Annotated in this window: 22 protein-coding genes; 10 read left to right on the forward strand and 12 right to left on the reverse strand. The window is 63.0% G+C overall.

The window, feature by feature from the left end:
- Positions 1–167: 167 nt before the first annotated feature.
- Both MUB52_RS15505 and MUB52_RS15510 read left to right on the forward strand, forming a co-directional pair.
- The gene (locus tag MUB52_RS15505) at positions 168–1295 is read left to right on the forward strand and encodes an efflux RND transporter periplasmic adaptor subunit (RefSeq protein WP_263845148.1); all 1128 of its coding nucleotides are present in this window, start codon (positions 168–170) and stop codon (positions 1293–1295) included.
- A gap of 1 nt (position 1296) precedes the next feature.
- Complete coding sequence (locus MUB52_RS15510; protein ID WP_263845149.1) at positions 1297–4449, forward strand: efflux RND transporter permease subunit; 3153 nt, start codon at positions 1297–1299, stop codon at positions 4447–4449.
- Between the two features lie 45 nt (positions 4450–4494).
- Here the strand turns inward: MUB52_RS15510 and MUB52_RS15515 are convergent, their stop codons facing one another.
- The 6 genes from MUB52_RS15515 to MUB52_RS15540 form a co-directional block, all read right to left on the reverse strand.
- Positions 4495–5994, reverse strand: a complete 1500-nt coding sequence (locus MUB52_RS15515; RefSeq protein ID WP_263845150.1) for a mannitol dehydrogenase family protein — start codon at positions 5992–5994, stop codon at positions 4495–4497.
- Between the two features lie 112 nt (positions 5995–6106).
- Positions 6107–7111, reverse strand: a complete 1005-nt coding sequence (locus MUB52_RS15520) for an ABC transporter ATP-binding protein (RefSeq protein ID WP_263845151.1) — start codon at positions 7109–7111, stop codon at positions 6107–6109.
- A gap of 11 nt (positions 7112–7122) precedes the next feature.
- Entirely contained in the window at positions 7123–7953 is an 831-nt protein-coding gene (locus tag MUB52_RS15525; RefSeq protein ID WP_263845152.1) for a carbohydrate ABC transporter permease, read from the reverse strand.
- Between the two features lie 18 nt (positions 7954–7971).
- Positions 7972–8835, reverse strand: a complete 864-nt coding sequence (locus MUB52_RS15530) for a carbohydrate ABC transporter permease (protein ID WP_263845153.1) — start codon at positions 8833–8835, stop codon at positions 7972–7974.
- 128 nt (positions 8836–8963) lie between these two features.
- Positions 8964–10268, reverse strand: coding sequence for an ABC transporter substrate-binding protein (locus tag MUB52_RS15535; RefSeq protein ID WP_263845154.1), 1305 nt, complete (start codon positions 10266–10268; stop codon positions 8964–8966).
- A 103-nt stretch (positions 10269–10371) separates the two neighbouring features.
- On the reverse strand, positions 10372–11403 hold the full coding sequence (locus MUB52_RS15540) for a LacI family DNA-binding transcriptional regulator (protein WP_263845155.1): 1032 nt from the start codon (positions 11401–11403) through the stop codon (positions 10372–10374).
- Positions 11404–11645: 242 nt separating this feature from the next.
- Between MUB52_RS15540 and MUB52_RS15545 the strand changes: the two genes are divergently transcribed.
- The 4 genes from MUB52_RS15545 to MUB52_RS15560 all read left to right on the forward strand — a co-directional run bounded on the left by MUB52_RS15545 (position 11646) and on the right by MUB52_RS15560 (position 15528).
- The gene (locus MUB52_RS15545; protein ID WP_263845156.1) at positions 11646–12872 is read left to right on the forward strand and encodes a YcaO-like family protein; all 1227 of its coding nucleotides are present in this window, start codon (positions 11646–11648) and stop codon (positions 12870–12872) included.
- The gene (locus tag MUB52_RS15550; RefSeq protein ID WP_263845157.1) at positions 12869–13639 is read left to right on the forward strand and encodes a TfuA-like protein; all 771 of its coding nucleotides are present in this window, start codon (positions 12869–12871) and stop codon (positions 13637–13639) included. Before MUB52_RS15545 ends, MUB52_RS15550 begins: the two co-directional genes overlap by 4 nt.
- A gap of 58 nt (positions 13640–13697) precedes the next feature.
- Complete coding sequence (locus MUB52_RS15555) at positions 13698–14954, forward strand: gluzincin family metallopeptidase (protein WP_263845158.1); 1257 nt, start codon at positions 13698–13700, stop codon at positions 14952–14954.
- A gap of 73 nt (positions 14955–15027) precedes the next feature.
- A complete protein-coding gene (locus MUB52_RS15560; protein ID WP_263845159.1) occupies positions 15028–15528 on the forward strand; it encodes a hypothetical protein in 501 nt (166 codons plus the stop codon).
- Between the two features lie 17 nt (positions 15529–15545).
- Here MUB52_RS15560 and MUB52_RS15565 read toward each other — a convergent pair whose 3' ends face one another.
- The 6 genes from MUB52_RS15565 to MUB52_RS24005 form a co-directional block, all read right to left on the reverse strand.
- Positions 15546–17297, reverse strand: a complete 1752-nt coding sequence (locus MUB52_RS15565) for an adenylate/guanylate cyclase domain-containing protein (protein WP_263845160.1) — start codon at positions 17295–17297, stop codon at positions 15546–15548.
- 31 nt (positions 17298–17328) lie between these two features.
- A complete protein-coding gene (locus MUB52_RS15570) occupies positions 17329–17946 on the reverse strand; it encodes a GNAT family N-acetyltransferase (protein ID WP_263845161.1) in 618 nt (205 codons plus the stop codon).
- A gap of 107 nt (positions 17947–18053) precedes the next feature.
- Entirely contained in the window at positions 18054–18404 is a 351-nt protein-coding gene (locus tag MUB52_RS15575) for a hypothetical protein (protein ID WP_263845162.1), read from the reverse strand.
- 134 nt (positions 18405–18538) lie between these two features.
- Positions 18539–18733 (reverse strand): LacI family DNA-binding transcriptional regulator, encoded by a 195-nt coding sequence (locus MUB52_RS15580; RefSeq protein WP_450103980.1) that lies wholly within the window; start codon positions 18731–18733, stop codon positions 18539–18541.
- A gap of 53 nt (positions 18734–18786) precedes the next feature.
- Positions 18787–19731, reverse strand: coding sequence for a ribokinase (locus MUB52_RS15585; protein WP_263845164.1), 945 nt, complete (start codon positions 19729–19731; stop codon positions 18787–18789).
- Positions 19728–20201, reverse strand: a complete 474-nt coding sequence (locus MUB52_RS24005) for a hypothetical protein (RefSeq protein WP_318527436.1) — start codon at positions 20199–20201, stop codon at positions 19728–19730. Before MUB52_RS24005 ends, MUB52_RS15585 begins: the two co-directional genes overlap by 4 nt.
- 667 nt (positions 20202–20868) lie before the next feature.
- Between MUB52_RS24005 and MUB52_RS15595 the strand changes: the two genes are divergently transcribed.
- The 4 genes from MUB52_RS15595 to MUB52_RS15610 all read left to right on the forward strand — a co-directional run bounded on the left by MUB52_RS15595 (position 20869) and on the right by MUB52_RS15610 (position 22900).
- Positions 20869–21897 carry an extracellular solute-binding protein gene (locus MUB52_RS15595; protein WP_263845165.1) on the forward strand — a complete coding sequence of 343 codons (1029 nt, stop codon included), beginning with the start codon at positions 20869–20871 and terminating at the stop codon, positions 21895–21897.
- Between the two features lie 210 nt (positions 21898–22107).
- On the forward strand, positions 22108–22251 hold the full coding sequence (locus MUB52_RS15600) for a hypothetical protein (protein ID WP_263845166.1): 144 nt from the start codon (positions 22108–22110) through the stop codon (positions 22249–22251).
- Positions 22248–22424 carry a hemin uptake protein HemP gene (gene hemP / locus MUB52_RS15605; RefSeq protein ID WP_404818233.1) on the forward strand — a complete coding sequence of 59 codons (177 nt, stop codon included), beginning with the start codon at positions 22248–22250 and terminating at the stop codon, positions 22422–22424. Before MUB52_RS15600 ends, hemP begins: the two co-directional genes overlap by 4 nt.
- Complete coding sequence (locus MUB52_RS15610) at positions 22424–22900, forward strand: hypothetical protein (RefSeq protein WP_263845167.1); 477 nt, start codon at positions 22424–22426, stop codon at positions 22898–22900. Before hemP ends, MUB52_RS15610 begins: the two co-directional genes overlap by 1 nt.
- Positions 22901–22911: the final 11 nt, after the last annotated feature.

A 22911-nucleotide genomic window follows, 5' to 3' on the forward strand; every position in this document is an offset into this window, starting at 1 on the left:
TCGTGACACTTCGGCATGCATTCTGCACAGAATCCGAACGAAACTGCGGCCTTCGCGGCGCGCTCCATGCAGGGCCCGCCGAAAGTCTTGGGTCTTCAACAAACTACTTTCAATTGAACTCTCGCAGACTACTGTGACCCTGCGAGATACCTTTTGGCGGAGCTTTCATGAAACCTTTCACCGCATCTCTTTTTGCCCTCGGCCTGATCCTGCTGTCTCCTGCGGTGCTCGCCCAGCAGGGCCCGCCCCCGGTGACGGTTGCGAACCCGGTTGTGAAAACAATCGTGGAGGACGACGAGTTCGTCGGGCGCTTTGAGGCGCGGGCCGAGGTTGTCGTCCGCTCGCGTGTCTCGGGTTACTTGGAGCAGGTGCATTTCACCGATGGCAGCCTGGTGGAAGAGGGGCAGATCCTCTTCACCGTCGATCAGCGCCAGTTCAACACGGCCCTGCGGCAGGCGCAGGCCCAGATCGACGTGGCCGAGGCGACCTATGACTTCGCCAGCGAACAGCTCGAACGGGCGCAATCTCTGGTGCAGAACGGCAATATCCCGCAAAGCACCGTGGATGAGCGCCGCGAAGCCTATCTCGCCGCGCAAGGCGGGCTGGAGCAGGCCCGCGCGGCGTTGGAGCTGGCCCAGCTCGACGTGGAATACTCCGAAATCCGCGCGCCCATGGCAGGCCGGATCGACCGGCGCCAGGTCGACCCCGGCAATCTGGTCACCGCGAACGAGACGGTGATGACCTCGATCGTCTCCTCCGACCCGATCTATTTCTACTTCGACATCGACGAGCGCTACTTCCTGGCCTATGCGCGCGATGCGCGGGCGCGGGGCGTGTCGCTGCAGGAAGGCGGTGGCGGGCTTGAGGTGAAGGTCACGCTCTCTGACGACGATATCCCGCCACAGAGCGGCTATCTGGACTTCTCCGAGAACCGGATCGATCCCAATACCGGCACTATGCGCATCCGCGCGGTTCTGGAAAACCCCGACGAGGTGCTGACACCGGGGCTGTTCGGGCGGGTGAACGTGCCTGGCTCGCTGCCCTACGAGGGTATTCTGGTGCCCGACGAGGCTATCGTCGCCGATCAGAACCGCAGGCTGGTGATGAGCGTGGACGGCGAGGGCAACGTGACGCCGCTCGAGGTCCGGCCGGGGCCGCGCATCGACGGGTATCGCGTGATCCGCGACGGGCTCGACGGTTCGGAGGTCATTGTCGTCGAAGGCATCGTGCGGGCCCGGCCCGGCAGCGTCGTGGCGCCCGAGAAGATCGACCTGCCTCTGATCGCGGAAAACTGAAATGGGTCGCTTCTTCGTCACCCGTCCCATCTTTGCGGCCGTCATCTCCATCCTGCTGACGATTGTCGGCATCGTGTCCTATTTCCAGCTGCCGGTGGAGCAGTACCCCGAGATCGCGCCGCCCTCCATCGTGGTAAGCGCAAGCTATCCCGGAGCGGATGCAGCGACCGTCGCGGCCACTGTGGCCACCCCGCTTGAGCAGGAAATCAACGGGGTCGAGAACATGCTCTACCTGTCGTCCTACGCGACGTCGGACGGTGCGATGAGCCTGACCATCACCTTCGAGCTCGGCACCGACCTCGACGCCGCGCAGGTTCTGGTGCAGAACCGTGTCGCCATTGCCGAGCCGCGACTGCCCGAGGAAGTGCGCGCGCTTGGCGTGACGACGACCAAGTCCTCGCCGGACCTGATGATGGTCGTGCACATGCTCTCGCCCGATGAAAGCTTCGACCAGCTTTATGTGTCGAACTATGCCCGTTCGCGGGTCCGCGACCGGCTGGTGAGGCTCGATGGGGTCGGAGATCTGATGATCTTCGGCGAGCGAGAGTTTTCCGCGCGCGTCTGGCTCGATCCGGATCGCCTGGCCTCGCTGGGTCTGACCGCAGGCGATGTGGTGGATGCGCTGCGCGAACAGAACGTGCAGGTCTCGGGTGGTGCGCTTGGTGCGCCACCGAACAACTCCGACAGCGCCTTCGAGGTGGCCGTCACCACGCAGGGCCGGCTGCAAACGCCGCGGGAATTCGGACAGGTCATCGTTCGGGCCTCGGACGATGGCCGTGTTGTACGAGTGCGGGATGTGGCGCGGGTGGAGATCGGCGCGCGGTCTTACGTCACCAACTCCTATCTCAACAACAAGCCCGCCGTGGCACTCGGCATCTTCCAGAGGCCGGGGTCCAACGCCTTGGCGTCGGCCGATGAGATCATCTCGGTGATGGAAGAGTTGTCCGAGGATTTTCCGCCCGGCCTCGAGTATCAGGTTGTCTACAACCCCACGGAATTCATCGAAGCCTCGGTCAATGCCGTCTATGAGACGATCTTCGAGGCGGTTCTGCTGGTGGTCATCGTCATCGTGGTCTTCCTGCAGAACTGGCGGACGGCGCTGATCCCGCTTCTGGCGATCCCGGTATCGCTGATCGGGACCTTCGCGGTGATGCTGGCGCTGGGCTACACGCTCAACCTGCTCACGCTCTTCGGTCTGATCCTCGCCATCGGGATCGTGGTCGACGACGCGATTGTCGTGATCGAGAATGTGGAGCGCAACATCGGGGAGGGCATGAGCCCGAGGCAGGCCTCGGCGCGCACCATGGACGAGGTGCAGGGTGCGATCATCGGCACCACGCTTGTGCTGATCGCCGTCTTTGTGCCCTCGGCCTTCGTGCCGGGGATCACCGGGCAATTCTATACGCAATTCGCGGTGACGATCTCGGTGGCGACCGTTATCTCCTCGATCAACTCGCTTAGCCTCTCGCCCGCGTTGGCGGCGATCCTGCTGAAATCCAAGGATGACCGGGAACAGCCCAGCATCGCGGGCCGAATCTTCGGGCCGATCGCGACAGGGTTCAACCGTGGCTTCGATGCGCTCACGCGCGGCTATATGGCAATCATCAGGCGCATGGTGTGCTCGAAGACGATGCTGGGCCTGTCGCTCTCCGTCTTTGTCGGCCTGCTTGGCGCCACCTACTGGATCAGCCAGCAGGTGCCGACGGGCTTCATCCCGGAAGCGGATCAGGGATATGCCATTGTGGTGGTGCAACTGCCCGACGGTGCCTCGCTCGACAGAACGGATGAGGTGGTGCAGCAGGCTGCCCAGATCGCGCTCGAGACGCCTGGTGTCACGAATGCGGTGGCCTTTGCGGGGTTCTCCGGTGCCACCTTCACCAATGCCACCAACCAGGGTGTGATCTTCACCACCTTCGAGAGCTTCGAGGATCGGCTCGAGAGCGGTCTGAGCGCCGACGCTATCATCGGGCAGCTTTTCGGACGCATGCAGGCCCTACGCGAGGCCTTCATCATTGCGATTGCCCCGCCTGCCGTGCGCGGTGTGGGCACCGGTGGCGGCTTCAAGCTGCAACTGCGCGAGAACGAAAGCGCCGAGATGACCCGTGTGCTGGAATCGGCCTATGCCATCATGGGCGCATCGCAGCAGTCCGAGCAGGTGCAGGGTGTCTTCACCACCTTCTCGGCGGGCTCGCCGCAAGTGTTCCTCGAGATCGACCGGGTGCGCGCGCAGATGCTCAACGTGCCCATCGGAGAGATCTTCGAAACCCTCGCGATCAACCTCGGCTCGTCCTACGTGAACGATTACAACGCCTTCGGGCGGCTGTTCCAGGTGCGGGCCCAGGCTGATGAGCAGTTCCGCTTGGACGAGGAGGATATCGCCGCTTTGAGGGTGCGCTCGGCCACGGGGGCGCTGGTGCCGCTTGGGACCCTGGTCAGCGTCCGGGACACCGCCGGGCCGGCACTCGTTCAACGCTACAACCAACAGGTCTCGGTCCCTGTTCAGGGCAATGCCGCGCCGGGCGTGTCGACCGGCGAGGCCCTGATCGCGATGGAGCAGCTAGCCGAGACGGTGCTGCCGCCGGGTGTTGATTACGAGTGGACGGAATTGGCCTTGCAGGAGCGCAATCAGGGCAATACCGCGACTTACATCTTCGCCTTCTCGGTGCTCTTCGCCTTCCTCTTCCTTGCCGCCCTCTACGAGAGCTGGGTTTTGCCGGTGGCCATCATCCTGATCGTGCCGCTATCGGTTCTCGCGGCCCTTCTGGGCGTGATGTTCCGCGGCATGGACAACAACATCCTTACGCAAGTGGGGTTGATCGTGTTGGTCGGGCTTGCCGCGAAGAATGCGATCATGATCGTCGAGTTCGCGAAACAGGCGCAGGAGGAGCGGGGGCTTGGCCCTGTCGATGCGGCGCTGGATGCCGCGCGGCTGCGGTTCCGGCCCATTCTGATGACGGCCTTTGCCTTCATTCTGGGGGTCATTCCCCTGATGGTTTCGACGGGCCCAGGTGCGGAGATGCGCCAGGCGCTGGGGACCGCGGTCTTCTTCGGTATGTCGGGGGTGACCTTCCTCGGGCTCTTCCTGACGCCGGTCTTCTACGTGACGCTGCGGCGGATCTTCACGGTCAAACGACCGGCGGTGCAGGACGCCTGAACGCACGCGGTACCAACCGGATAAGCCGGTCCGCACCGCGTGCGCCTAAGCCTGCTCGGCCAGTTTGCCGTGCTGCCTGTAAGTTTCGAGAGTATGCACGCAGCCCCGGGCCCAGAGCGCGCTCAGCCAGTGTTCGAACGCCATGGCAAAGCGCGGGTTCTGTGCAAGACTGCCATAGAACTGGCGCTGTTCCAGCCAGGCCAAGGGGCGGACCCTGGCCGCGCGTGCGGCGGTGTTGAGCTGGGGCCAGAACGGATCGTTGGGCTCGATCAGCGATCCGTTCTCGCGGGTGCCCTCGCACATCCGCGCCCAGAGCGCTTCGACGAGAGCAAGCCCCTCGACAGGTGCATCAGCGGCCAGCCCGTCGCGCAGGATCGGCAGCACGAACCCGGTGTGACGGGACGAGCCGTCGAAGGCCACGCGCCGGGTGGTGTCGACGATCGCGCGATTGGCAAAGCGCCGCTCGATCAGGCCGATGTAGCTCATCGCCGTCATGCCCGGCACAGCCGCCACATGGGGCGCGATCTCTTCGGTCTGGACCTTGCGGAAGAAGGCGGCGATCTGCGGGTGAGCCATGCAATCGGCGATGGTCTCGAGCCCGAGGACCTCGCCTGCATTCGCCAGCACCTGATGCCCCGCGTTCAGGATGCGGATCTTCATCGACTCGTAGCTGTGCACATCGGCAGTGAAGGTGGCCCCCACCTTGTCCCAGTCGGGGCGGCCCGCACAAAAGTCATCCTCGATCACCCATTGCCGGAACGGCTCATGCGTGACAGGTGCGCGGTCGTCGATCCCGAAGCTCTGCACCAGCGCGATCTCGTTGGGTCCTGTGGCGGGGACGATACAATCCACCATGGAATTGGGGAAGCTGCAGGTCTGGTCGATCCAGGCGCCCAGCTCGGGATCGGACATATTGGCGAGCGAGACCACCGTGCGCCGCAGAATATCGCCGTTGCCCTGAAGATTGTCACAGCAAAGTCCGGTGAACGCGCCGTGCCCCGCGGCGCGGCGTTGCTTCAGGGCGGCGATTATTGCACCGAAGGCCGTGCGCGGCGTGTCAGGGTAGGCCGCGTCATGCTGAATGTCGGGGTGGCCCGTGTCAAAGCCGCCGCTTGCCGGATCGGTATAGTACCCGCCTTCGGTCACGGTGAGTGCGACGATGCGGATCGCCGGGTCGGCCATCTGTGCAATGAGCGCTGCATGCCCCGGCTCGACCGGGACATATCCGATCATCGCGCCCGTGACTTCCGCGGAACTGCTCTTCGGGTCCAGCTCCAGCAGCGTGGTGAGGCAGTCCTGCTCCAGCAACTTGTCGCGCTGTACAGCGTCCTGCGGGCGGACGCCGGCGCCTATGATGGCCCAGTCGTGGCAGAGCCCGGCATCGAACAGCCGGTGCTGATACCAGGCCTGATGAGCCCGATGAAAATTGCCCAATCCGATATGCACGATGCCGGGGCTCAGGGCCGCGCGGTCATAGCGCGGCACGCGCACCCGCGTCGGCAATTGCCCCAGGGTGGCATTCGACAGACGGACCAACGCGGTCATTTCGTCCGATCCAAGCTGCGGGCCCGATCATCACGCCCACCAGACCGTATCCGGAGCGCCGAGCGAGCCTGCTCCGCTCTCGTCATCGGCGCGCCATTGCCCCTCACCCGGCTCATCCGATCCGCAGCCCGTCTGCGCCGAAGCGATGCAGCTGTTCGCTGCGGGGTGTCATGTAGATGGTGTCGCCATGGCGGAAATTCACCTCGCCCGGCGCCCGCACTGTGATCGTCTCGGCAAGCCCCGTCTCATGCACATGGAAGAAGGTGTCCGACCCCAGATGTTCGGCCACACCGACCTTGCCATGCCAGGCCCCCTCGGTGGCCGACACGTCGATATGCTCGGGCCGGATACCCAGCGTATGCGCATCGTTGCGGGCCGCTTCTTCACCCTCGATCAGGTTCATCTTGGGCGAGCCGATGAAGCCCGCCACGAAGGTGTTGCGCGGATTGCGATAGAGCTCCAGCGGCGAGCCCACCTGTTCGATATGGCCGGCGCGCAGCACCACGATCTTGTCGGCCATGGTCATCGCCTCGACCTGGTCGTGGGTCACATAGATCATCGTTGTGGCCAGCCGCTTGTGCAGCTCGCTGATCTCCAGCCGCATGCCGACCCGCAGTGCTGCATCGAGGTTCGACAGCGGCTCGTCGAAGAGAAACGCCGCCGGTTCGCGCACAATCGCGCGGCCAATCGCCACCCGCTGCCGCTGCCCGCCCGAGAGCTGACCGGGCCGGCGATCGAGGTAGTCGGTGAGGTTCAGCGCAGCGGCCGCCTGTTCGATCCGCCGCTCCTGCTCGGCGGCGTCGATCCCGGCCATGCGCATGGGAAAGGCGATGTTCTTGCGCACCGACATATGCGGGTAAAGCGCGTAGGACTGGAACACCATGGCAAGCCCGCGCTTGGCCGGGGGGATGTCCGTCGCGTCCGTCCCGTCGATGCGGATCGTGCCGCTGGTGATATCCTCCAGCCCCGCGATCAGGCGCAGCAGCGTTGACTTTCCGCAGCCCGAGGGGCCGACGAAGACCGTGAACTCGCCATCCTGAATGTCCAGATCCAGCGGCGGGATCACCTGCGTCTCGCCGAAACTCTTGGTCACGTTCTCAAGCGTAATCTGTCCCATGATGTCGCTCCTTATTTGACCGCGCCGAACGTCAGGCCGCGGACGAGTTGTTTCTGGCTGAACCAGCCCAGGATGAGGATCGGCGCAATCGCCATGGTCGAGGCGGCCGAGAGCTTGGCATAGAAGAGGCCCTCGGGGCTCGAATAGCTGGCGATGAAGGCCGTGAGCGGCGCCGCCTTGGCCGCGGTCAGGTTCAGCGTCCAGAACGCCTCGTTCCACGCCAGGATGAAGTTCAGAAGCAGCGTCGAGGCGATGCCCGGCAGGGCCATGGGTGTGAGCACGAAGAAGATCTCTTCGCGCAGCCCGGCGCCGTCCATCCGCGCGGCCTCCAGGATCTCTCCCGGAATTTCGCGGAAGTAGGTGTAGAGCATCCAGACAATGATCGGCAGGTTGATCAGCATCAGCACGAACGTCAGCCCATAGACGTTGTCCAAGAGGCCGAACTGGATGAAGAGCAGGTAGATCGGATAGAGCACGCCCACCGCCGGCAGCATCTTCGTCGACAGCATCCAGAGCAGGATGTCCTTGGTGCGCCGGGAGGGGACGAAGGCCATGCTCCAGGCCGCGGGCACTGCGATGATCAGGCCCAGGATGGTCGAGCCGCCTGCGATGAAGATCGAATTCCATAGGAAGCGCGCGTAATTCGACCGCTCCATCACCGTCGAATAGTTCTCGGTCGTCCAGTCGAAGAAGAGGAAAATCGGCGGGTCTGCAATGGCCTGCGCCTCGCTTTTGAAGCTGGTCAGAATGGTCCACAGGATCGGGAAGAAGATCAGCAGACCGATGATCCAAGCCGCGGCGGTGTTGATCGCCTTGCGTTGGTTGGTAACCGCACGTGCCATAACGTCGTCCTCCCTTTTTCAGTCGAGGTTCTTGCCGACGATGCGCATCAGGAAGATGGCAACGATATTGGCCAGGATGATGGCATAGACGCCGCCGGCGGAGCCGAGCCCGATGTTCTGGCTCTCCAGCACGCGCTGGAAGATCAGGTAGGACAGAGTGCGGGTGCCGAAGGCGCCGCCGGTTGTCACGAAGATCTCGGCGAAGATCGCCAGCAGGAAAATCGTCTGGATCAGGATCACGATGGTGATCGCGCGGCTGAGATGGGGCAGGGCGATGTAGAAGAAGCGTGACAGGACCGAGGCGCCGTCCATTTCGGCGGCCTCCATCTGCTCACCGTCGAGCGACTGGATCGCGGTCAGCAGGATCAGCGTGGCGAAGGGCAGCCACTGCCAGCTGACGATCATGATCAGCGAGAGCATCGGAACGTCCGATAACCAACTGACCGAGTCGGCTCCGAAGAAGCGCCACAGATGCGCCAGCAGGCCGTTTGTCGGATCCATGAACATGTTCTTCCACACCAGGGCCGACACGGTGGGCATAACGAAAAACGGGGCAATCACGAGGATGCGGACGGCGCCCTGGCCCCACATGGGCTGATCCAGAAGGATCGCGAGCAAGACACCGCAGATGATGGTGATGGCCAGAACGCCGATCAGCAGGACCAGCGTGGTCGAGATCGCGGGCCAGAAGGAGCTGGAGGTCACAAAGCGGACGTAGTTGTCAAACCCGGTCCATCCCTGATCGCCGCCACGCAGCGGCAAATAGGTGCGGAAGGAGAACCACAATGTCATGATCAGCGGGACGAGCATCCAGCCCAGAAGCAGGACGACGGCGGGGGCCATCATCACGCGGGCCGCGGATCGGGAAGCTTTGGTGGCCATTGGACACGTCTCCTCTGTGCGCAGCGGCCAGGGTCAGGCAGCGCTGCAGAATTGCGGATCTACACCTGAAAGATACGTGAGGGGCAGAGGGCGGCTCAACTGGCGGCCGCCCTCAGGGGAGGCGTGGCTTACCGGTAGCCCGCCGCCTCCATGGCTTCGTTGGTGATCGCCTGGGCTTTCTCAAGCGCCTCTTCCACGGACTGCTGGCCCGCGTAGGCGGCCGAGAATTCCTGGCTCACCTGTGTCGCGATACCCGCGAACTCCGGGATCGCTGCGAACTGGATCCCCACATAGGGGCTCTCCTCGACGGTGGAGTCGTTCGGATCCGCCGAGAGGATCGAGTCGAGCGTCATCTGGGCGAAGGGCACCTTCTGGTACTCGGGATTCTCATAGAGAGAGGTCCGCGCACCGGGAGGCACATTGGCCCAGCCCTCGTTTTCAGCGACAAGCTCGATGTAGTCCTTGGAGGTGGCCCACTCGATGAACTGCTTGGCTTCCGCTTCTTGCTGTGTGCCGGCCGGAACCGCCAGCGCCCAGGCCCAGAGCCAGTTGGAGCGTTTGCCCAGGCCATTGTCAGGGGCCAGAGCAAAGCCGACGCTGTCCGCCACTTCGGACGAATCCGGGTTGGTCACGAAGGACGCGGCAACGGTGGCGTCGATCCACATGCCGCATTTGCCCTGGTTGAACAGGCTCAGGTTCTCGTTGAAGCCATTGGTGGCGTAGCCCGCAGGGCCGGATTCATCCATCATACCCTTGTAGAAATTGAGCGTGTTGGCCCAGGCTTCGGTGTCGAACTGCGCATTCCAGTCCATGTCGAACCAGCGCGCGCCGAAGGAGTTGGACATCGCGGTGATGAAGGCCCCGCCTTCACCCCAACCAGCCTTGCCGCGCAGGCAGATGCCGTTGATATCCGCATCCCGGTCGGTCATGGCTGCGGCCGCCTCACGGATGAACTCCCATGTGGGCGCGTCGGGCATCTCAAGCCCGGCCTTCTCCATCAGGTCGGTGCGGTACATGACCATGGAGCTCTCGCCATAGAAGGGTGCCGCGTAGAGCGTGCCATCATGGCTCAGACCGCCCGCCATCGCGGGCAGGATGTCAGCCGCATCATATTCCGCGGACAGATCGTCCAGTGGCACGAGCCAACCGTTTGCGCCCCAGATCGGGGTTTCGTACATGCCGATGGTCATGATGTCGAACTGACCGCCCTTGGTGGTGATGTCCGTCGTGACACGCGAGCGCAGCACGTTCTCCTCGAGCGTGACCCACTCCACCCCGATGCCCGTTTCCGCGGTGAATTGATCCGTATAGCCCTGCATACGGATCATGTCGCCATTGTTCACGGTCGCGATGGTGAGGGTGGCCTGCGCCACGGCAGCCCCAGCAGTAAGCGCAAGCGCGCTCACCGCACAAAATGCGGTTCTCAGGTGCATCCGATTCCTCCCTTTGGTTCTTTGGATTTCCCGACACCGAAAATGAATAAAATATTTGCGCGCGTCAAGTTTATATTTTTCGCGCGTCAAAAGGCGCGCAGATTCAAGCCGATGTGCGCAGGATCAGCCGCGCCGGGAAGAGCCGTTCGGTCCGCGCATCCCGCGTTCCGCCGCTCTCGATGAGGTTGAAGAGGGCCTCGACGCTGTGATTCGACACCGCTTCATAGTCATGTGCCACCGTGGTGAGCGACGGGCAGGTGAAGCGCGAGAACGGGTGGTCGTCATGGGCCGCGACGCGCATCTGGCAGCCCTCGTCGCGGCCGACCCGGATGCCCTTTTCGAAGGCCGCGGCGAGAAAGCCGATGGCCAGCCGGTCATTGCTGCACAGAACGGTGTTGCTGCGCAGCGTCCCATCGGAAAGAACCCGCATGGCGCCCTCATACCCGATCTCTTCGAAGGCCCAGCCTTCGCCCTCCACCTTGATGACCTCGGGGGTGAGCCCCATGCCTTCCATGATGCCGATATAGGCGTTGCGGCGCTTGTTCGCGTTGGGGTTCGCGGGGGTGCGCATCTCGAAAAAGCAGGGCGCCGAGCCCGAGCGCACCAGGTATTCGACGCTTTGCGCCACAAAACTGTGGTTGTCCGAGCCGACGAAGGCCGCGCCCACGCCTTCGATATCGCTGTCGAACAGCACAGTGGGCACGTCGCGGCAGAACTTCTCGACCACGCTCTTGTCCGACGCGCGGCCCAGTGGTGCGAGCAAGACGCCCGCAGGCTTCAACGAGCGCAGGCTGTCAAGAATGCTGTTCTCCAGATCCTGCGAGCCATGCGCGCTGAAGAGCGTGGGCCAGAATCCAGCATCGATGCAGCGCCGCTCGATCTTGCGCGCGATCTCGGTAAAGAAGGGGTCGGCCAGATAGGGCACGACGATGCCGATATTCTTGGTCAGCCGCCGGTTCTGGTTCATCGCATAGATGTTGGGGCGGTAGTCGTATTGCTCCAACGCCGCCTCGATACGTTCGCGGATGGTGTCGCGCACGCTGCCCGGATCGTTGAAGTATTTGGAGATTGTCGGGCGCGAGATACCGCTGACGCTGGCAAACTCGGCCATATTCTTGATCTTCTTGTCGCTCATGCCTCATCCTGGCTTGCGGCGCCTGGTCCTGCGCTGCGCCGGCGCCGGTGGGTTGGTCAAGCCATCCGTCAAAATTGGCGCGCGCAAATTTCCTGTTTGACCATAGAAAGAATGCGCTTCGCGGGTCAAGCCATGTTGACAGATCACCTCAAGCAGGCCGCAGCGTGAGCGAAAATATGGTCATTCCGCCGATGGACGGGATATGATCGGCGCGGGGCATCGCAGTATCGAAAGGCCGCGTTTTGGATCTGACATCGCATATCGAGAAGCAGTTTCTTGGAGGGTCCCAGCGCATCTGCGCCGCGGAGGAAACGCTGACGCGCATCCTGCCGCATCAACGCGCCTTCGGGATCACGCGGCTGGCCAATGTGACCGGGTTGGACAGGGTAGGGCTGCCTGTGGTGATCGCCATTCGCCCGAACGCCCGGTCGATCGCCGTGTCGCAGGGCAAGGGGATGACGCTGGCCCACGCCAAGGCCTCGGCGCTGATGGAGTCGATCGAGATCTGGCACGCGGAGCGGCTGGACCAGCCGGTGTTCTATGCCAGTATCGCAGACCTGGAGGCCGAGCACAGTTTCGTCAATCTCGACCGCCTGCCGGGCACACCGCACCCGCAGCCGCCGCGCACGGAACGGCAGCATTGGGTCATCGCGCAGGACATCCTGAACGACTGCGAAAAACTCGTGCCCTTCGAGATGGTGCATGCGGATTACACCTATCCGGTTGCGGCCGAGGCGGGCAGATACCCGGCCAGCACCAACGGTCTCGCCTCCGGCAATCACGTGATGGAGGCGATCTGCCATGGCATCTGCGAGGTGATAGAGCGCGATGCGCTGGCCCTTTGGCATGCCGCGCCTCTGCGCAGCCGCGCGCGGACGCGGCTCGATCCGGGCACAATCAACGACCGCCTTCTGCAGCAGTCGCTGGCGAAGTTCGAGGCCGCCGGACTGCGCTGTGCCATCTGGGAGGCGACCAGCGATGCCGGCGTGCCGAGCTTCGTTGCCGTTCTGCACGACCCAGAGGCGCAGGCCGACCACATCGGCTTGGGGTCGGGCACGCACCCCGATCCCGTCATCGCGCTGCATCGGACCTTGAACGAGGCCGCCCAGACGCGGCTGAACTACATCTCGGGCGCACGTGAAGATCTGTTCCATGACGAATACAGCGCCGAGGGGCGCGCCGCCAAAGCAGCCGAGTTCGCCGATCTCTTGCAGGCATCCGACCCCCAGCGCACCTTCGGGCAGACAACAGGCGTGATCAATACGACCGTCGGAGAGGATCTTGACTGGTTGAAGAACAAGCTGCAATCAATTGGTACCGAAGAGATATGTGTTGTCGATCTCACGCGGGATCCCTTTCGCATCCCCGTGGTGCGCGTGATCATACCGGGGCTGGAAGCACCGCATGATGACGTTGCCTATGTGCCCGGTCCGCGCGCCCTGGCCGCTGCGGATCGCCTGGCGATATGAGCCGGACAATCCTCTTTGCCGGGCCCTCTCTGGCCGGCCTGACCGACGGGCTCCCGGATCACATCAGCCTGCGCGCGCCGGTTCAGCAGGGCGATATCTACCTCGCAGCTCTTGAGAGCCCGCGCGCCATCGCCGTTGTTGACGGTTTCTTCGAAGGGATGCCGGCGGTCTGGCACAAGGAGATCCTTTGGGCGCTGACACGCAGCATCCCGGTGCTGGGGGCGGCGAGCATGGGGGCCTTGCGAGCGGCCGAAATGGATGTCTTCGGCATGGTCGGCGTGGGCGCGATCTACGACGGCTATCGGGACGGGGCGCTGGAGGATGACGATGAGGTGGCACTCCTGCATGGCCCGGCCGAGATGGGATATCCGGCACTGAGCCTTGCGATGGTGAACGTCCGCGCGACGCTTGCTGCAGCTGAGACCGCGGGCGTGGTGGATGGCGATGGGGCCGCCCGTCTCGTGGCCCGGGCCAAGGCGCAGTTCTACAAGACGCGGACTTGGGCCTCGATTCTCGCGGACGAAAGCGCAACTCTGCGCGACTGGGTTTTGAAAAACGAGGTGGATCAGAAGCAAGAGGACGCAGCCCTCCTGATGAAGCACCTTGCGGCCGGGGCCTTCGAAGACCCGCAGCCGGATGTGCATTTCGAAGAGTCCGCGCTCTGGCATGAGGCGACAAAGATCTGGCGGCAGCGGGCTTCAGTCGCACGCGAGAGGCACCAATGGGGCGACCGCGTCAGGGCCGGCGCCTCGCTCTTTGATGAATAGACGCACGGGCCAATCTGCGCTAGCCATGACCCACGGTGTTTGGTGAGGGGTAACAGCCATGCAAGGAACGCGGTTCAAACTGTTCCCGCAGCCCGGATTTCTCGATGCCTTTGCCGAGCCGGAGGTGATCGAGGTCTCGTCGCCTGCAGGCTCGCTCAGGCCCGGCCCGTCGGATGATCGGATGTACACGATCTTCCCGATCGGCAAGGCGCAGCCCTACGGCATCTCGCCCGATGGCTCCGATGCGCTGGCGCCGCCCTGGACCGGCGAGGTCGAGGCGCCCGCGATGCCGGATGCAGAGGGCCATTTCGACTATCTGGAGCCGGGCACGCCGCAGTTCGAGACGGCGCATCTCTTTGGCACGGTGCGCTTCGTGATGGACATCTGGGAGGATTATTTCGACCGGACGATCCCCTGGCAGGGCGAGAAGAGCTATGACCGGCAGGAGCTGACGATCCTGCATTCGCTCGACAACGCCTATTCCGGATACGGATTCATCGAGATGGGGGCGGATCTCAGCACCGGCAAACCAAGACCCTTCGCGCTGAATTTCGACGTGATCGCCCATGAGGTCGGTCATGCGATCATCTATTCCGAGATCGGCGTGCCCGACCCACGAAACGTGACCGGCGAGTACTTCGGGTTTCACGAAAGTGCGGCCGATCTCGTCGCGCTGATCTCGTCGTTGCATTTCAATTCGCTTGTCGATCTGCTGCTCAACAACACGCGCGGCAATCTCTACATGCTGAATGCGGTCAACCGGATCGCGGAGCTGTCGGACAACAAGCAGATCCGGATTGCGGCAAACGACAAGCGGCTAAGCGAGTTTGCGGAAGGATGGGTCAAGGAACACCATCTGGCGCAGCCGCTGACTGGTGCCTTCTTCGACATCCTTGTCGATATCTTCCACGAGATGCTGCTCGACTACGATGCGATCTCGCCCGAGATGGAAGACCTATCCGATCAACTGCTGGCGACGCATGCTTACGCTCCGGTGATGCAGGAGATGTTCGACGAGGCCTATGCCGATCACCCGGAGACATTCAAGCTGGCGCTGCTGGACGCCCGCGACATTCTCGGCACCTACCTCGCGGACACCTGGCAGTTGCTCAGCCGTCAGGATCTGAATTTCGTGGACGTGGCAGAGGCCTTTCTGCACGTCGATCAGGCCCATACCGGCGGTCGGTTCGAGCGGATCATCCGGGGCAACTTTCACCTGCGTGACATCGGCCTTGTCGAGGTGGGGCCGCAGCTTGCGCCTTTGGGCAAAGACAGCCACGCAAATTCGGTTCGGACGATGCTTCCGATAGACTGAAATCGTGGAATGGGCTAACAACGGCGTAGCGACAGTATGAGGGGCTGTTTTCCCTCGCGGAAGGATAACCATTATGAAAGAAACGATTTATACCTCCTCAAAGATCGTGCTGTTCGGGCGTGAGGTCGATGATCTCGCCATCGTTTCAAGGAGCGGTGACGACAAAAAGACCTTGGCCTTCAAGGACGACACGCTGCTTGCCCGCATTTACGGGTTCACCTACGACGGCATCTACATGGAACTGGCGACACCTGTGCTCTTCACGGTGAAGGACAACAGCGAAAAGGCGGATGCGGTGCCGGTGCCTGGCCCGAACCCGCGGGACAAGAAGTTCTTTGCGGACCTGCGCGCCTGGATCGTGGACAAGTCCACGGACACCGTCCGCCTGGACGTGGATCAGGGCAAGTTCGAAGATGTGCTGCTGGCGGCAGCCGCAGAAGGCGTCGGTGGTGTCTCGGGTGCCCGTGTTTCGGGTGCGCGCGTGTCAGGCGCCCGTGTCTCCGGCGCGCGCGTGTCGGGCGCTCGGATTTCGGGTGCCCGCATCAGCGGCGCGCGCGGCGACGCGAGCGATTAAGCCAGAGCCGCGGGCCGTCAGAGGCCCGCGCGCTTCATCCCGTCAAGGAAATGCTGGACATCGTCTTCGAACTTGTCCGGCTGAACGGCCGCCCAGCGGTCGACAGAGAAGTTCGGGTGCGCCTCGCGTACCAGATCTGCCTGCGCCCGCGCCTCTTTGATGCGGCCCAGATGCGCATAGCTTGCGGCCAGGATGCGCCGGCCCTCGGTGGGGTTCTGCATCTTCTGGATGGTGCTGATCGCGTCCTCATAGCGCTTGAGATTGAAGTACGCGCCGCCGAGGTGCCAGATGTACTGATCCGGATAGAAGGGATTCAGCCGCATCGCCTTCTGCAAAAGCTCCACCGCCTCCTCCGACCGGCCCATATGCGCAAGCGCATCGGCCATGTCGGACATCAAATCGGCGTCGTTTGGATTGAGCTTTAGCGCACGCGTGTAGGCGTTGATCGCCGGGTCGTGCTCCTTGCGGTAGAGATGCGCAAAGCCCAGCTCGCCAAAGCCGCGCGCATCCGCTTCATCGAGGTCAATCGCCTCGCGCGCAAAGCTGAGTGCATCGTCCAGCGCCACATCCGGTTTTTCCGCCCAGTCATAGCGCCAGTCGAGATTGAAGGTTCGTGACTTTGCCGCATAGGCGCGGGCATAGCGCGCATCGCTGCCGATGGCGTTTTCATAGAGTTGGCGGGCGTGCCGGACCTCGGGCTGCGTGTACTTCAGCACATGCCGGTGCCCTTTCAGCACGAAGCCATAGGCCATGAGGTTCGCGGGCGGCAGCAGACGCATCCGCTCCCGCTCGGTCGCCTCGATGCGGGCTGCGGTTGCAGTCACGATGATCTGGGTAATTTCATCCTGCAGATCGAAGATATCTTCGACATCGCGGTTGTACTGCTCGCCCCAGATCGTCCGGTCCTGCAAGGCATCGAGCAATTGCAGCGTGATGCGAATGCGCGAGCCGGCCTTGCGCACGGTGCCGTCCACCGCATAGCGCACGCCGAGCTCCCGTGCCGCCTGCGCCGGTGATTTCGACCGGTCAGCATACATATTGGCCGAGCCGCGGGCGATCACGAAGAACTCCTGGAACCGTGACAGATTCGTCGTCACATCCTCGGTCAGACCGTCGGCAAACCATTGATCTCCCAGGTCGCTGCCTTGAAAGCCGAAAGGCAGGACGACGATGGACTGGTTGGCAATCGGGCGTTCCTTGAACTCTGCGGAGTTCTCCAGATTGCGCCGCAGCCCCGGCGTCATCGCGGCTGTGGTGGGGTTCTCATGCACCTGGAAGACGTCGATGGTCCGCCCGATGTTCTTGAAATCCTGCCCGCCCAGGTATTCGTAGCCGTACTTCAGCTTGGTGCAGACATGGTCATAGGCCGCGCCCGAGATGCACACCTGACCGGGGGCGGCGAAGGATTCGATTCGGGCGGCGATATTGATGCTTTCGCCCGTGATCTCGTTGCCGCTGATCAGCACTTCGCCGAGGTTGATGCCGAAGCGGAAGTGGATCTGCTCGCTCTGCGGCAGATCCTCGTTTTCCTCCTCCAGCGCCTTTTGCATCTCGACCGCGAAGGTCACCGCATCGACGGCGCTTTCGAAAAGCATAAAGGCGCTGTCGCCGGCCGATCCCTTGAATTCACCCGAGTAGGACTTGATCGCCTCGCGAAACTTCTCCAGCCGGTTGGTCACCGAGATCGTGGTGCGCACTTCATCCACACTCATCATCGAGCTGAAGTTGGCGACATCCGCAAAGACGATCGCGACCAGGCGACGTCTCAAGTGCTCGCGTGCCTCGGGTATTTTCGCAGTATCAGCCAAGAGGTTCTTTCCAGCAGGTTGGCGAGAAGGTGAGATTGCAGGACGCGGCGATATCTTCGATGACCTTTTCCCGAGTTGCAATCCATTCCGTGCCTAAAATGCCGGCAATCACCGTATCCTTGCGATGGCCTTCGACAAACCAGGCCTCCCGGAAACGGCCCTCTTCGGCAAATCCGAATTTCTCCAGCACCCGCGCCGTGGCGTCATTGTCAGAGCGGTAGAAGGTGGTGACGCGATGCAGCCGCAGGCGCTTGAACGCCAGATCCAGCATCGCCACCGTCATCGCCGTGGCCAAGCCACGCTTGCGAAAGCTTTCTGTCACAAAGAACGGCAACACCGCGTCCCCCTGAATGTAATTCACCGTCTCCAGCCCCGCGATCCCGATCGGTGCGCCCTCATCCTCGGCCATGAACCAGAAGGCGCCGGGCTGAGACTTCTGGACAATCGAGTCCCGCCAGGTCTCCCTCAGGGCATCGACGCTGATCGGTACCGGAAGGCTCCGGTCGAAAAGTGCGGCATCCGTAAAGCTCCAGAACCAGTCCGAAATCCGCGGAATGTCTTCCAGACCCATCGGGCGCCATGTGACAACATTTGTAGTTTCATCAGCCATTTCAAACTTCCTACAGTCGCGACCCAAATCTCCCCTTGGGCGGTTCGACTGCGCCAGGGCAAGGGCCTCGGACGAAACTACGATGCGTTCGTTAACTACAGTTGTTACTACCGTACCCCTTGGAAAAGCAACGAATTTGGGCGATCGGCCGCTTCTCCGTAGCTCAGCTTTGAAGCCGCGTCTGTGATCTGGAACACGTTTGGCCGGCAATCTGCTGCAAGCCTTTCGCGACCGGCGCTGCCGGGCTTGGGGTGCTTTGGCGGCGCCTCTCTGCGCCCGTCACGCGGCAGCGGTCGATCCGCGAATGGCCAGCTCCCCCGAATGAGCGCATCCTCCGCCGTAAGCCCCCGGCGGACAGCTTCCTTGGCCAAAAGCTCTGTCGGCTGCACGATGGTGGTCAGCCGTGGCACCACCAGCGCGATGTCGTCGAGTCCCACACCCGACAGCACGTCGGGCACGGGCGATCTCCATGTCCCGCGCGGCGCGCGGCATCCCGACGGCCATCTGGTCGCTCGCCGTCGCAATGGCCGTCGGGCGCTGCTCGGTCGGGGCGGCAAGCAGGCTCCGCGCCGTCTGGTCTCCGCCTTCATGGTCAAAAAACCCCCTCGCGCATGTCGACGGACACTCCCGCCCGCGCCGCCATGTTCGGTCGATCGTTCAGATCAAAGGCCGCTTTCAGCACCCGCTCGCGCAGCGCGGTCTTCACGGCGGTATTGCTCGACCGAACCTTTGAGACAGTGCCCACGGACACGCGCGCTTGCCGCGCTGCATCCCTGACAGTCGGCAGGGGTCCTCAGTGGTTTGCATCGGCCTGCGTTTGTCCGGCTCTTTGGTTTTCTGTCAATGGGTTGTGACAGGAGGGGCGGCCTGTTCCAGCCGAAAGGCCAGCAGGTCTGACAGCTGCGGTGCGGCCACTGACGCCCCGGCGCGGGTGGTCGACAGGGCCGCGGCATCCACCGCCAGTTCGACCGCCTGATCGGGCGGGCAGCCCTGCGCGAGAAAGACCGCCAGCGCGCCGTTGAAGCAATCACCCGCCGCGACCGTATCGACCGTGGGCACCTTTGGTGCGGGCCGGCGGCCAGAGGTCGTCCCGATCTGCCAGCCCACGCCCGCCGCGCCCATGGTCACGATTGCGCCGCGCGGACCCATCGCGGTGAGCGCGGATGCTGTCATCTCGGCGGCCTGCAGACCGGTCGGGGCCGCGCCGGCGATCAGTGCTGCTTCCTGGGCATTGGGCGTCAGGATGTCGAAGGCCTCCAGCGTCTGCCTGTCCCACATGAGCTGCGGTGCGGGGGCGGGATCCATGACCACGGTCACCCCATGGCGGCGCGCGATCCGGGCCGCGCGGAGCGAGGCGGCAAGGGGGGTTTCATTCTGCAGCAGAAGGACCTTGGACTTTGCAATCAGCGGCGCGTGGCGCAGGATGGTCTCGGGTGTCAGCGTCGCATTCGCCCCGGGCGAAAGACGGATCGTGTTGTCGCCGTCCGGGCCCACATCGATGACCGCCAGGCCCGTCGGGGCCGCTGCCTGCGTCTCGATCGCCAGCGTCAGATTGGCGTCCCCCAGCGTGCGTAGTGCCTGCTGGCCAAAGGCGTCCGCACCCACGGCGCCAATGAGACCAACGGATGCGCCAAGCCGGGCCGCGGCCACCGCTTGGTTGGCCCCCTTGCCGCCGAGACCCATTTCCGTGCGGGTGGCGGTGATCGTCTCACCGACCTGCGGCCAGCGGGGCAGATGGCTGGTCAGGTCGATATTGATGCTGCCGACGACGACGATGTCATTCATGATACCGAGTACTTAGCACGATAGTTGTCGAGGATCACGGCAATCACGACCACCCGCCCGGCGATCATCTGCCGCACGACGCCGCTGAGCCCGATCAGGATCAGCCCGTTGGCGCGCATCCCGATGATGAAGGCGCCCAGGTCAACGCCGCGGTTAGGCTCATCGGTCAGTAGGATCTTCGGCGTTTTGGCCAGCCATTTGGCCAGCACGACTTTCTGTCGGTTGCCCGCGGAGGGGCTTGCCGCTGGGTCTGACAGCCTGACGTACGTCAGACCCAGCGGCGCGCCACTTCGCGCGGCCCTCTCCCGCCCTTTGCCGAACCACGGCAGCCCCCGCCGCGAGACAGCGCCAGATCGACCAGCGATGTGTTGGCGCTGATCCGCAGGGGCCAAGACGATCGCGTCAATGCCGTGCGTGATGAAATTCTCAACCGCGTTGATCTGGTTTTCGAGGTCGGTCTCGTTCTGCATGCCAGCCGTGTGCAGCCCGCAGTCGGCACGTTCCGCCGCCTGCGACTCGGCGCCGGTCGGCAGTTCTGAACGACTTCATCAACCAGCGACGTCATGATCGACCTGACCAAAGGTGTGTCTTCGGCAGTCGCCATGGATGTGGAGAACATGGTACTGGTCGCCGCCGCCGCGAACGTCGTGAGCTTCATGTGAGCCTCCCGGAGCCATCTGAGTTTTTGTGCGCCCGCTTTGCGCACAGAATTCAACTTCAGCTTGGCAGGTCAGTGACGCTCCTCCGTCTCACTTTGAAAAGTTTCATTTCCGGCTCGTCCGCACCCACTCTGCATGAAAGACGAACGAAAGAGCTAAAAATATAGTCAGGTCAATATATTGTATAATGCTCTTGACCCACGTCACCACACTCCGACCCAGCGGTTGGTGGCGCCGCCTGTACTGCGCGGGGGCCGACAGAGCTGTTCCAAGTTACGCGGTGAAGACAGGCAAAGGTCGTGCGCCTCCGCTGATGAAGCGACGCGACAATCTCGGCTCCATGGCCAGATTTCGCTTGGGGGATGACAATGATCAGAAACGGCGCGAAATACCCAATTATTTTTATCAACAATATTGCCTTCTGCTCTGGAATCGGTAATTGAGTAAAACAATAAGGATTAGCCTTTGGGAGACACCTATGCCGACACCATCCAGATTCACGCTCTGCGCGCTGGTCACCACGACCGCGATCAGCACCGCATCGCTCGCGCAGGCCAACGGCGAGCTGAACCTCTACTCCTCGCGTCACTATGACACCGACGAACGCCTCTACTCGGACTTTACCGAAGCCACGGGCATCACCATCAACCGGATCGAAGGCAATGCCGACGAGCTGATCACGCGGATGCAGGCGGAAGGGGCGAATTCTCCGGCCGACGTTCTGCTGACCGTAGACACCTCGCGGCTGGAGCGCGCCAAGGACGCAGGTGTTCTTCAGCCCATCGAAAGCGCCCTGCTGGAAGAGCGTATCCCCGCCAATCTCCAGGACAGCGACAACCATTGGTTCGGCTTCTCGCAGCGTGCGCGGATCATCTTCTATGACAAGGCCGATGTGACGGAGCCACCCATGGACTACGTCTCGCTGGCCGATCCGGCCTACAAGGGCATGGTCTGTCATCGCTCCTCGTCCAACGTCTACAGCCAGACGCTCTTGGCGGCGGTCATCGAGAACCACGGCGAAGAGGCGGCGAAGACTTGGGCGCAGGGGGTTGTCGACAACTTCGCGCGTGATCCCGAGGGCGGAGACACCGACCAGCTGCGCGGACTGGTCTCCGGCCAGTGCGACATCTCTATCTCCAACACCTATTACTTCGCGCGCGCGATCCGGAAGGATGTGGATGGCCTCTCCTCCGATCTCGACAAGATCGGCTGGGTTTTCCCCGCGCAGGAGGCTGAAGGGGCGCATATGAACCTCTCGGGTGGCGGTGTGGCGGCCCATGCACCCAACCGCGACAATGCGATCGCCTTCCTTGAGTATCTCGCCTCCGATCAGGCGCAGCAGTATTTCTCGGCTGGCAACGATGAGTTCCCGGCCGTCCCCGGCGTGCCGATCAGCGAAAGCGTCGCAGAGCTCGGTGAATACAAGGCTGATGACGTCGATCTCTCCGCCGTGGCCAAGAATGTTCCGGTGGCCCAGAAGATCTTCAATGAGGTCGGTTGGAAATAAACGCGTTCCCCGAAGACTGGACAGGGGCGTTGCGGGGTCGCGCGCCCCTTCTTTTTTTTGGGGTTACGGAGAGCTCGGTGGATGTGAGAAAAAAGAAGCCAAGTGTTTTTGTCGGGATTGACTTATCCGACTTTAATGGTCAACAATTCAGGGAGAGTCCCAGCCACCCGAGAGGGCAGCCCGGAGCCATACAGTCCACTGGAGGCCACCATGCAGCACCGCCCTGTCCCCGACGTATCCCAGAAACCCGTCCGCCCCTGCCGCATCGAGATCCTGCAATCGGCGCTTCATAGCCTTGTCGCGCCCGATCATCGGCTGGAAGCACTGCTGGACCGGATCGAGGCGAGACCATGAACGCCATGGCCCAACCCACCCGCATGGATCCCGGCGACAGTGCCGCCGCCGACATCGTCACCTATGACGTTCGCGACCTGATCGTGAGCGGTGTACAGGCGCGGCTGGTGCTCGACGGGCAACCCTATTTCTTGCGCATTACCCGCGCGGGCAAGCTGATCCTGACAAAATGATGCCGAACGCTCAGAACCGCGGCGGCGCGTCCGTCGGTGTCCTCATGCACCTGGAGCCGTGGGAGGCCGACCTGATCGTGACCCTGCGCCTCTGGTGCAGCACCCCGGACGGGCAGGCCAGGGTCTGGAACGAATTTGCCATGACCCTGCCGAAGGGAAAGGCGACAGGCGAGATGCGGGCCTTCGAGGAGCTCGTCTCGACCGTTGCCCACTACGCGCATCGTCCGCTGGTCCGGCACAGTGTCGGCTGCGCCTGCATCGGCGCCGACGAAGGGGTCTTTGCCCATCTGGTGCGCGTGGCGAGCGAGGGTGATCTGGGCGAGGCGGCGCAGGTCGCCACGCTGCTGGTCACGGCCGCGCAGGCAGAACGGGTCGCCCTTCTCGCCGCGCAGGTGGGCTGCGCGCGCAAATCCATCACCCGCGCGCGCCTCGCTGATCGGGCTGCGCGCGCGGACAACGTCATCAGACTTCACTAGCGCTTGAGAAA

This window comes from Roseobacter sinensis, from assembly GCF_025755255.1.
Taxonomy (GTDB): Bacteria; Pseudomonadota; Alphaproteobacteria; order Rhodobacterales; family Rhodobacteraceae; genus Roseobacter; species Roseobacter sinensis.

Coding starts and splice junctions, on each gene's coding strand:
- MUB52_RS15505 (WP_263845148.1), top strand. CDS start 168: ATGAAACCTTTCACCGCATCTCTTTTTGCCCTCGGCCTGATCCTGCTG.
- MUB52_RS15510 (WP_263845149.1), top strand. CDS start 1,297: ATGGGTCGCTTCTTCGTCACCCGTCCCATCTTTGCGGCCGTCATCTCC.
- MUB52_RS15515 (WP_263845150.1), bottom strand. CDS start 5,994: ATGACCGCGTTGGTCCGTCTGTCGAATGCCACCCTGGGGCAATTGCCG.
- MUB52_RS15520 (WP_263845151.1), bottom strand. CDS start 7,111: ATGGGACAGATTACGCTTGAGAACGTGACCAAGAGTTTCGGCGAGACG.
- MUB52_RS15525 (WP_263845152.1), bottom strand. CDS start 7,953: ATGGCACGTGCGGTTACCAACCAACGCAAGGCGATCAACACCGCCGCG.
- MUB52_RS15530 (WP_263845153.1), bottom strand. CDS start 8,835: ATGGCCACCAAAGCTTCCCGATCCGCGGCCCGCGTGATGATGGCCCCC.
- MUB52_RS15535 (WP_263845154.1), bottom strand. CDS start 10,268: ATGCACCTGAGAACCGCATTTTGTGCGGTGAGCGCGCTTGCGCTTACT.
- MUB52_RS15540 (WP_263845155.1), bottom strand. CDS start 11,403: ATGAGCGACAAGAAGATCAAGAATATGGCCGAGTTTGCCAGCGTCAGC.
- MUB52_RS15550 (WP_263845157.1), top strand. CDS start 12,869: ATGAGCCGGACAATCCTCTTTGCCGGGCCCTCTCTGGCCGGCCTGACC.
- MUB52_RS15555 (WP_263845158.1), top strand. CDS start 13,698: ATGCAAGGAACGCGGTTCAAACTGTTCCCGCAGCCCGGATTTCTCGAT.
- MUB52_RS15560 (WP_263845159.1), top strand. CDS start 15,028: ATGAAAGAAACGATTTATACCTCCTCAAAGATCGTGCTGTTCGGGCGT.
- MUB52_RS15570 (WP_263845161.1), bottom strand. CDS start 17,946: ATGGCTGATGAAACTACAAATGTTGTCACATGGCGCCCGATGGGTCTG.
- MUB52_RS15585 (WP_263845164.1), bottom strand. CDS start 19,731: ATGAATGACATCGTCGTCGTCGGCAGCATCAATATCGACCTGACCAGC.
- MUB52_RS24005 (WP_318527436.1), bottom strand. CDS start 20,201: ATGCAGAACGAGACCGACCTCGAAAACCAGATCAACGCGGTTGAGAAT.
- MUB52_RS15595 (WP_263845165.1), top strand. CDS start 20,869: ATGCCGACACCATCCAGATTCACGCTCTGCGCGCTGGTCACCACGACC.
- MUB52_RS15600 (WP_263845166.1), top strand. CDS start 22,108: ATGCAGCACCGCCCTGTCCCCGACGTATCCCAGAAACCCGTCCGCCCC.
- hemP (WP_404818233.1), top strand. CDS start 22,248: ATGAACGCCATGGCCCAACCCACCCGCATGGATCCCGGCGACAGTGCC.
- MUB52_RS15610 (WP_263845167.1), top strand. CDS start 22,424: ATGCCGAACGCTCAGAACCGCGGCGGCGCGTCCGTCGGTGTCCTCATG.